This window comes from Acidobacteriota bacterium (genome assembly GCA_039683095.1).
Taxonomy (GTDB): domain Bacteria; phylum Acidobacteriota; class Aminicenantia; order Aminicenantales; family Saccharicenantaceae; genus RBG-16-66-30.
Genome location: JBDKSB010000012.1, coordinates 1,279,009 through 1,286,935, shown reverse-complemented (window position 1 = coordinate 1,286,935; position 7,927 = coordinate 1,279,009). Strand labels below are relative to the sequence as shown.

Annotated in this window: 10 protein-coding genes; 4 read left to right on the top strand and 6 right to left on the bottom strand. The window is 64.3% G+C overall.

Annotated elements, in window-relative coordinates; translation table 11 throughout:
- The first annotated feature begins 185 nt into the window (after positions 1–185).
- The 4 genes from ABFD52_13445 to dnaN all read left to right on the top strand — a co-directional run bounded on the left by ABFD52_13445 (position 186) and on the right by dnaN (position 4,051).
- Positions 186–539, top strand: coding sequence for a tetratricopeptide repeat protein (locus ABFD52_13445; GenBank protein MEN6561769.1), 354 nt, complete (start codon positions 186–188; stop codon positions 537–539).
- Positions 536–1,183 carry a hypothetical protein gene (locus tag ABFD52_13440; GenBank protein MEN6561768.1) on the top strand — a complete coding sequence of 216 codons (648 nt, stop codon included), beginning with the start codon at positions 536–538 and terminating at the stop codon, positions 1,181–1,183. The genes ABFD52_13445 and ABFD52_13440 overlap by 4 nt, the downstream gene beginning before the upstream one ends.
- Before the next feature lie 295 nt (positions 1,184–1,478).
- Complete coding sequence (gene dnaA, locus ABFD52_13435) at positions 1,479–2,810, top strand: chromosomal replication initiator protein DnaA (protein ID MEN6561767.1); 1,332 nt, start codon at positions 1,479–1,481, stop codon at positions 2,808–2,810.
- A 143-nt stretch (positions 2,811–2,953) separates the two neighbouring features.
- Positions 2,954–4,051 carry a DNA polymerase III subunit beta gene (gene dnaN, locus ABFD52_13430; GenBank protein ID MEN6561766.1) on the top strand — a complete coding sequence of 366 codons (1,098 nt, stop codon included), beginning with the start codon at positions 2,954–2,956 and terminating at the stop codon, positions 4,049–4,051.
- Positions 4,052–4,110: 59 nt separating this feature from the next.
- On the opposite strand, the gene ABFD52_13425 is transcribed toward dnaN, so the two are convergent.
- From ABFD52_13425 to ABFD52_13400, 6 genes are read right to left on the bottom strand one after another with little or no spacing between them, the layout of a single operon-like run.
- On the bottom strand, positions 4,111–4,527 hold the full coding sequence (locus ABFD52_13425) for a 4Fe-4S dicluster domain-containing protein (protein MEN6561765.1): 417 nt from the start codon (positions 4,525–4,527) through the stop codon (positions 4,111–4,113).
- Complete coding sequence (locus ABFD52_13420; protein ID MEN6561764.1) at positions 4,524–5,495, bottom strand: complex I subunit 1 family protein; 972 nt, start codon at positions 5,493–5,495, stop codon at positions 4,524–4,526. The genes ABFD52_13425 and ABFD52_13420 overlap by 4 nt, the downstream gene beginning before the upstream one ends.
- Complete coding sequence (locus ABFD52_13415; GenBank protein ID MEN6561763.1) at positions 5,483–6,685, bottom strand: nickel-dependent hydrogenase large subunit; 1,203 nt, start codon at positions 6,683–6,685, stop codon at positions 5,483–5,485. The genes ABFD52_13420 and ABFD52_13415 overlap by 13 nt, the downstream gene beginning before the upstream one ends.
- On the bottom strand, positions 6,682–7,155 hold the full coding sequence (locus ABFD52_13410; GenBank protein MEN6561762.1) for an NADH-quinone oxidoreductase subunit C: 474 nt from the start codon (positions 7,153–7,155) through the stop codon (positions 6,682–6,684). The genes ABFD52_13415 and ABFD52_13410 overlap by 4 nt, the downstream gene beginning before the upstream one ends.
- 15 nt (positions 7,156–7,170) lie before the next feature.
- A complete protein-coding gene (locus ABFD52_13405; protein MEN6561761.1) occupies positions 7,171–7,590 on the bottom strand; it encodes an NADH-quinone oxidoreductase subunit B family protein in 420 nt (139 codons plus the stop codon).
- A gap of 1 nt (position 7,591) precedes the next feature.
- Complete coding sequence (locus ABFD52_13400; protein MEN6561760.1) at positions 7,592–7,924, bottom strand: hypothetical protein; 333 nt, start codon at positions 7,922–7,924, stop codon at positions 7,592–7,594.
- Positions 7,925–7,927 lie beyond the last annotated feature (3 nt).

The following is a 7,927-nucleotide window of genomic DNA, read 5'->3' as shown; positions in this document are numbered from 1 at the left end:
CCGGCTCAATGTGATAAGTTCCTTCCGCTTCAAGTCCGGCCTCCTTCCTCAGGAGGCCATACCTTAGCCGAAAAAAGCGGAAGTTTTCACGTTGGCCAATCCGGAAGTTATCACGTTGGTGCAACAGTTCCCCCGGCTCGCTTGACCTGGACCGGACGTCAGGTTATCCTTTTTCGGGGGCTGGCATGAAGCGTCCGATCCTCGCCCTTATCTTGCTCTGCGTCCTCTGCCTGCTTTTCGGCGCCGGGGCCTGCGCCAGACCCCTGGCCTCGGGGGCGCTCACGGCGGGCGTCCGGGCCGCCCGGGATGACAACTGGGAAGAGGCCTTCCGCCAGTGGTCGGCGGCCGTCGAGCGCGATCCGAAATCGGCCGCGGCCCACAACAACCTGGCCGTCGCCTGCGAAAAGAAGGGGGCCTGGGACGAGGCCGCCCGCGAATACGAAACGGCCCTGCGCCTCGATCCGGAGAACCCCGAGATCAAGGCCAATTACGAGTCGTTCCTGGCCCGGCGCGAGGCCGGGCGGGGGAAGAGGCCATGAGGGCCGGCCGTCTCGTCCTTCTCGCCGCGCTGGCCGTCGCCGCGGCAGGCTGCGGCTCCGAGGGCCCGGTCCTTGTCCGCCTGGACATGCCCGGCGTCTCCCCGTTCCCGGCCGGCGCCTTCGACGAGATCATCGTCACCGACTTCCGGAACGAGGCCCGCCTCCCGGACCTCGACCCGGGACTCGAGCTGCGGACCTATCTTGCCGCCGAGATCCGCCGTTCTTTCGAGGGCAAGGTCTCGGTCCAGCCGCGCCCGGCCGGGGACGAGCCGGCGCCCGCGGCTTGGCGGGAGGCGGCCGCGGGGCGCAGCCGCGCCGTCTTCGTCACCGGCTCGGTCCGGCTCGACAGCCAGGTCCGCAAGGCCGTGCAGGACCGAAACCTGGTCGAAGGCCCGTTCCCCCTGCCAGGGCGGGGCCTGATCGAGAGGCTCCGCTGGACGCTCGTCGTCGACCTGGCCGTGATCTCGGCCGAGACCGGCGAGGCCGTCTTCCGCAGGACGTATCGAGAGAGCCGCGATTACATCGAACTCGACAGGCCCTCGGAATCAGCCTTCTTCGACCTGGCCTTCGTTTTCCGCGAGCATCTCTTCCCGGCCCTTCTGGGCGCCACGTCCATCGAAAGCCGGACCCTCCTGCGCCGCTGACGCCCCGTCCGGCCAACGACGTCCATAATCAGCGTTTTCCACAGCCGGGGCGGGTTCGAACAGGAGGCCGTTTCCGGCCGGTTTCGGGGCCTTCCGGCCCCTCCGGAACGGGCCCGGCCGGATCTCCCCGGGGCCTTGGCGGGCGACCCCGCCGGAGCCCCTTTTTCCCCTAAAATAACGCTTGAAAACGGCCCCCCGGAGTGCTATGATTCACGGGCCTCCCCCGGGTCATAGCCTTTCCGGGCGAGGATTTTCCACAGATGTGGAAAAATCTGTGGAAAACAGAACGGCTCTCATGGAACCTAAAGAAAATCAAAATCCTTGGAATCAGATCCTGCGGGCGGTCGAAACCAAGGTCGATCCGAACTCCTTCGAGACTTGGTTCGACCCCACGACCTTCATCGGCCGGGAGCAGGACTGTCTCTACGTCAAGGTCCCGAACGCCTACTTCCGGGACTGGCTGTCCTTTCATTATTCGAACGTCATCGCCGAGGCCTGCCGCGACCTCTTCGGCCAGGCCCTCGACATCCGCTACATCCACGAGGACACGCCGACCGCGTTCATGCGCCGGTCGCCGGACGAGCGGAAGACCAAGCAGGGGCAGACCGTCAACCCGAACCTGAATCCCAATTACACCTTCGAGAACTTCGTCGTCGGCAGCTGCAACCAGTTCGCCCACGCCGCGGCCACGGCCGTGTCCAAGAACCCGGCCAAGTCCTACAACCCCCTCTACATCTACGGCGGGGCCGGCCTGGGCAAGACCCACCTGATGAACGCCATAGGCCACTACGCGCTGCAGCAGAACCCCCAGGCCAAGATCCTCTACGTCACGACCGAGAAGTTCATGAACGACCTGGTCAACCATCTCCAGTACAGCAAGGTCCTGGAATTCCGCGAGAAATACCGGACCGTGGACCTGCTGCTGATGGACGATATCCACTATCTGGCCGGCCGGGAGCGGACGAAAGAGGAATTTTTCCACACTTTCAACCATCTTTATGACAGCCAGAAACAGATCGTCATCTCCAGCGATTGTCCCCCGAAAGAGATCCCCCACCTCGAGGAGCGCTTCCGCTCCCGGTTCGAATGGGGCCTGATCGCCGACCTCAAGCCCCCGGACATCGAGACCCGCATCGCCATCCTCAAGAAAAAGGCCGAGGGCGAGGCCGTCACCCTGCCCGAGACAGTCGCCCTTTATATCGCCGACAAGGTCCAGACGAACATCCGCGAGCTCGAGGGCTACATGCGCCGGGTCATCGCCTTCGCCTCGCTCAAGGGCGAACGCATCGACCTCGACCTGACCAAGGAAGCCCTGAAGGGCCTCCTGGATTCCTCGGCCGGCATAGTCACTGTGGAAAAGATCCAGAAGCTGGTCTGCCACGAATACAAGATCAAGCCCTCCCAGCTCAAGGCCAAGAACAACTCGCCGAAGATCGCCCTGCCCCGCCAGATAGCCATGTATCTGGCCAAGGAGATGACCAACTCGTCGCTGCCGGAGATCGGCAAGAAATTCGGTGGAAAACATCACACCACGGTCATCCACAGCATCCGCAAGATCGAGAAGCTGCGCAACGACGATCCCGAATTCAACAAACACATCAACACCCTGATGACCCTGGCCCAATGAGGAATATCAAGAGGTTCCGGAGGTTATGCACATTTGCAGGGGACTTTCTTATTACTCTTCTTGATTTAGATGTTGTTCTGAATTAAATAATAAGAATAAAAAGAATATGACGGGCCAAGAAGCGCGTCGCGAAAGGTGAGCCGATGAAATTCTCTCTCCCCAAGGAAACGTTCCTCGAAGAGCTGCAGATCCTGCAGGGCATCGTCGAAAAACGGAATACGATGCCCATCCTGGCGAACATCCTGATGAACGTCACGGCCAACGATATCGAGCTCGTCGGCACGGACCTGGAGGTCGGGCTGCGGACCCACATCGGGGCGGACATCGAAAAGGCCGGGGCCATCACGGTCAACGGCAAGAAGATCTTCGAGATCGTCAAGTCCCTGCCGGACGGCCAGAAAGTCGAGGTCGAGCTCAAGGACGAGACGCTCGAGATCCGGGCCGGGGCCAGCGAATTCAAGGTCCTCTGCCTGGCCAAGGAGGATTATCCCCAGGTCCCGGACGCCAGGTTCGACCAGGGGATCGTCCTGCCGCTCCAGGACGTCAAGGACATGATCGACCGGGTCTTTTACGCCATTACCCAGGAGCAGCGCTACTACCTGAACGGCGCCCTGCTGGCCCTGAAGAACCGGCAGGTCGAGCTGATCAGCACGGACGGCCACCGGCTGTCCTACACCAAGAAGGCCGAGGACGGGCTCAAGCTGGACAAGGAGCTGAGCGTCATCGTGGCCAAGAAGACGCTCAACGAGATCCGCAAGCTCGAGGACGAGACGGTCGCCTTTGATCTGGACGAGAACAACCTTTTCTTCCGGGTCGGGGCCCGGACGCTCATCTCGCGCATCATCGAAAGCAAGTTCCCCAACTACCAGGCCGTCATCCCCAAGGACAATCCGGCCCACCTGGCGATCGGCCGGGCCGAGCTGGCCGACGCCATCCGCCGCGTCTCCCTGCTTTCGGCCGAGCGTTCCAAGGGCATCAAGTTCACCATCGAGAAGAACAAGCTGCGGCTGTTCTCCTCGAACCCGGAGATCGGCGAGGCCCGCGACCGGCTGGCGGTCGAGTACAAGGGACCGGACCTGGAGATCGGCTTCAACGCCCAGTATCTGCTCGACTTCCTGACGACGGTCGGCTCGGAGAAGGTCGCCTTCGAGCTCAAGGACGAGAACAGCGCCGTCCTGCTGAAGCCGGAGCCCGAGGAAGGGCTGACGAACATCTACGTCCTCATGCCGATGAAGATCTGAGCGCAAAAAAAAGCCCCCGTCCGAACGGATCGGACGAGGGCTGGGGTTGCGGGAGAACGTTAGGCCTTGGGCTCGGCCGCGGCGGCCGGGGCCTTCGGCTTCAGCACGGCCCGCACGTAAACCCATTCCCTTTTCAGCTTGTGGCGGTCGTCCGCCGCGAGCTCGAACTCGCTGTCGATCTGCATGGCCTTGGGGCTCGTCGGGCAGGAATCGACGCACTGGGCGCAGTGGATGCAGCGGTCGTTGTGGATGATCATCTTGAACGTTTTGGCGGCCGGGTCGACGTCCGTGATCTCGATGGCCTCGGCCGGGCAGTCGCGCTGGCAGGACTTGCAGACGATGCACATGTCGGGATTGAGGTAGGGCGTGCCCCGGAAGCCCTTGGGCACCTCGAGCTTCTGGAAGGGGTAATCGACGGTGGCCGGCTTCTTGAAGAGGTGGCGCAGAAGCTCGGGCAGGAAGGCGGCTATTTTCATTTCAGGAATCCCTTCAGCAGGATGGCGATCAGGATCTGGCCGACGGCCAGCGGCGTCAGGACCTTCCACGACAGGGAGATGACCTGGTCGACGCGGATCCGCGAGGTCAGGGCCCGGAGGAGGGACAGGAGGAAGATGATGAACAGGGTCTTGACGGCGAAATGGAGGAAGCCGACGATCGCGCCGCCCGGGAAGCCGCCCAGGAACACGGCGGCCAGGAGGCCGCTGGCGACCACCATCTCGACGTCGAACATCAGCCGGAACAAGGCCAGCTTCTTGCCGCTGTACTCGGTGAACGTGCCGCCGACGATCTCGGTCTCGGCGTCGGGGATGTCGAACGGGGTGCGCTCGAGCTTGGCCTGGACGGCCACCAGGGCCACGACGAAGCCGAGCAGGTTGGCCAGGAGCAGGACGGGCTTCCTCTGGTAGAAGGCCGCGATCTCGGCCAGACGCCAGGAGTTGGCCAGGAGGGCCGGGCTCAGGACGGACAGGAAGAGGGGCACCTCGTAGCCGAAGAGCATCGTCAGGACGCGGGCGCCGCCGATCGTCGAGAAGAGGTTGGTCGAGGACCAGGCGGCCAGGAACAGGATCAGGGTCGGCAGGCTCAGGAGGTAGAGCATGACGATGATGTCGCCCGAGAACGAGGTCCAGCTTGGCGCGCCCAGGTCGAAGTTCCAGACGGGCAGGAGCAGGGCCGCCGTCGACACGACGGCCAGGCCGACGGCCGGCAGGGCGTTGAAGAAGCCCTTGTCGGCCGCCTCGGGCACGATGTCTTCCTTGGCCATGAGCTTGAAGAAATCGGCGATGGGCTGGAGCAGGCCGAACCGGCCCGTGTGCGTCGGGCCCATCCGGTTCTGGAACCGGGCGTAGACCTTGCGGTCGAACCACTCGCAGAACGTCGAGTAGATGAACAGGAACAGGATCCCGGGATAGACCAGGAGGTAGAGGAGAGTTCTCAGAACGGCCATACCGCGTTCCCTTTCACGGGGGCATTCTTGGCCCGGCCGAGCGCCCGCCGGCGGAGCTCGCTCATCAGGACGATGGACTCCGCGCCGTTGCGGGCGTCGACCAGGGTCACGGCCCGCTCGGCGCAGCAGATGCAGGGGTCGATGGCGGCGAAGATCAGGGGGATGTCGGCGATGAAGCCCTTTTTCAGCATCTCGATCGTGGCCGGGTAGTTGGCCAGCGTGGGCGCCCGGACCTTGAGCCGCTCGGGCCTGTCGGAGCCGTTGGACTTGACGAAGTGGGTGTTCTCGCCGCGGGGCGCCTCGTAGCGGGCCAGGGCCTCGCCCGGCTTGGCCTTGCGGGGCGCCTTGACGGCGATGTCGCCGTCCGGCAGGTTGCGGACCATCTGCTCGATCATCTTGTAGGACTCGAGCAGCTCTTTGACGCGGACCACGACCCGGCCGAGAACGTCGCAGCTCGCGGCCGTGCAGATCTCGAAATCTAGCTCGTCATAGACGGCGTAGGGATCTTCCTTCCTGACGTCGCGGGCCACGCCCGAGGCCCGGGCCACGGGCCCGACGGCGCAGAGGGAGACGGCCTGCTCCTTGCTGAGCAGGCCCACGCCAGCGATGCGGGCCACGAAGCTGGGCTCGTTGGCGCCGATGGCGAAGTAGTATTCGCTCCGCTTCCTCAGCGTTGCGACGCCCTCGAGGATCTTGGCCTTCTGGCCCTCGTCGATGTCGCGGCGGACGCCGCCGATCGTGTTGATGGCGTAGTGGACGCGGTTGCCGGAGATCATCTCCAGGAGGTCCATGACGATCTCGCGGTCCCGCCAGGTGTACATGAAGAACGAGTCGAAGCCGGCCTCGTGGCCGGCGACGCCCAGCCAGAGGAGGTGGCTGTGGACCCGCTCGAGCTCGGAGACGAGGTAGCGGATGTAGAGGCCCCGGCGCGGCGGGACGATCTCCATGAGCTTCTCGACGGCCTGGACGTAACAGCTGGCGTGGGAATGCGAGCAGATGCCGCAGATGCGTTCGGTCAGGTAGATGTTCTGGATCCAGGTCTTGTCCTCGGCCAGCTTCTCCACGCCGCGGTGGTTGTAGCCCAGCCGCAGGTCGGCGTCGGTGATGACCTCCCCGTCGACCGTCATGCGCAGGCTGATCGGCTCCTTGAGGGCGGGGTGCTGCGGGCCGATCGGGATCTTGAAGCTCATGACTTTCCTCCGGGGATGACTTCGGCCGGCCGGACGTGCTTCCAGTCCTTCCTCAACGGGTGCTGGTCCTCGGGCCAGTCGTCCGGCAGGTTGAGGCGGCGGGGATCGGGGATCCCCTCGACGGCGATCCCGAACATCTCCTGGATCTCGCGCTCATAGAAGATCGCGCCCGGGATGACGGGGCAGATGGAGGCGAGGCGCGGTGCGGTCCGCGGGACCTCGGTCCGCACGGTCAGGCTGGCCGCCGTCGAGGCGAAATGGTACAGGATCTCGAGCGTCTCGCCCTTGTCCAGGCCGGTGATCGTGGCCAGGTAGGCGCAATCGTATTTATCGCGGAGCAGGGTGACGGCCGCGATCAGGTCCGCCGGCGCGACCTTGACGAAGATGCGGCGCCGGTCGGGATTGGCGACCTCGAGGGCCTTGGCCCCCAGGTCCCGCTTCAGGCTTTCGACGATGTCGATATCGGACATGGTGCTCCCTCGGGCCTAGAGTTTGCCGAGCAGCTTGACGACGCCGTCGACGATGGCGTCGGGGCGGGCCGGGCAGCCGGGGACGTACATGTCCACCGGGATGACCTGGTCGATGCCGCCCATGATGTTGTACGCGCCGCGGTAGACGCAGCCGGACATGGCGCAGGCGCCCACGGCGATGACGAACTTGGGGTTCGGCGTCTGGTCATAGATGCGGACGATCCGGTCCCTGATCTGCCGGGTGACGGGGCCGCTGGCGATGATGACATCGGCGTGCCGCGGCGTGGCCTTGAGCAGGACGCCGAAGCGCTCGACGTCGAAGCGCGGCGTCAGCGCGGCGACGATCTCGATATCGCAGGCGTTGCAGGCGCCGGAGTTGAGGTGCAGGATCCAGGGCGATTTGATCCTGGACCAGCGCGTGAGCTTGTTGAGCATGTTAACTCCTCGTGATCAGGGACGAGACCGACAGGACGATCACGACCAGGTAGATGAGCGCGAAGAAGACGATCTTGCCCGACGGGACCGTGGCGATGACCAGGACCGCGACGTGCATCATCGTGAAGAACAGGGCGACGAAGAAGAACAGGCGGTAGCCGAACTGGACCTTCGTCCCGGGGATGTCCTCGCCGCAGGCGTAGGTCTTGAGCTTGCCGCCGGCCTTGGTCAGCTTGGGGGCCATGCCCCGGCCCAGGGCGTAGAGGCCCAGGGCGGCGGCCAGGAAGACGAAGAAGGCCAGGGGCGGAGAGAGGAGGATGCCGAATCCGGTCATGGC

What these genes read in the sequence shown, in the direction of transcription:
- ABFD52_13445 (MEN6561769.1), top strand. Translation starts at nt 186, where the DNA reads ATGAAGCGTCCGATCCTCGCCCTTATCTTGCTCTGCGTCCTCTGCCTG.
- ABFD52_13415 (MEN6561763.1), bottom strand. Translation starts at nt 6,685, where the DNA reads ATGAGCTTCAAGATCCCGATCGGCCCGCAGCACCCCGCCCTCAAGGAG.
- ABFD52_13440 (MEN6561768.1), top strand. Translation starts at nt 536, where the DNA reads ATGAGGGCCGGCCGTCTCGTCCTTCTCGCCGCGCTGGCCGTCGCCGCG.
- ABFD52_13420 (MEN6561764.1), bottom strand. Translation starts at nt 5,495, where the DNA reads ATGGCCGTTCTGAGAACTCTCCTCTACCTCCTGGTCTATCCCGGGATC.
- dnaA (MEN6561767.1), top strand. Translation starts at nt 1,479, where the DNA reads ATGGAACCTAAAGAAAATCAAAATCCTTGGAATCAGATCCTGCGGGCG.
- ABFD52_13410 (MEN6561762.1), bottom strand. Translation starts at nt 7,155, where the DNA reads ATGTCCGATATCGACATCGTCGAAAGCCTGAAGCGGGACCTGGGGGCC.
- ABFD52_13400 (MEN6561760.1), bottom strand. Translation starts at nt 7,924, where the DNA reads ATGACCGGATTCGGCATCCTCCTCTCTCCGCCCCTGGCCTTCTTCGTC.
- ABFD52_13425 (MEN6561765.1), bottom strand. Translation starts at nt 4,527, where the DNA reads ATGAAAATAGCCGCCTTCCTGCCCGAGCTTCTGCGCCACCTCTTCAAG.
- ABFD52_13405 (MEN6561761.1), bottom strand. Translation starts at nt 7,590, where the DNA reads ATGCTCAACAAGCTCACGCGCTGGTCCAGGATCAAATCGCCCTGGATC.
- dnaN (MEN6561766.1), top strand. Translation starts at nt 2,954, where the DNA reads ATGAAATTCTCTCTCCCCAAGGAAACGTTCCTCGAAGAGCTGCAGATC.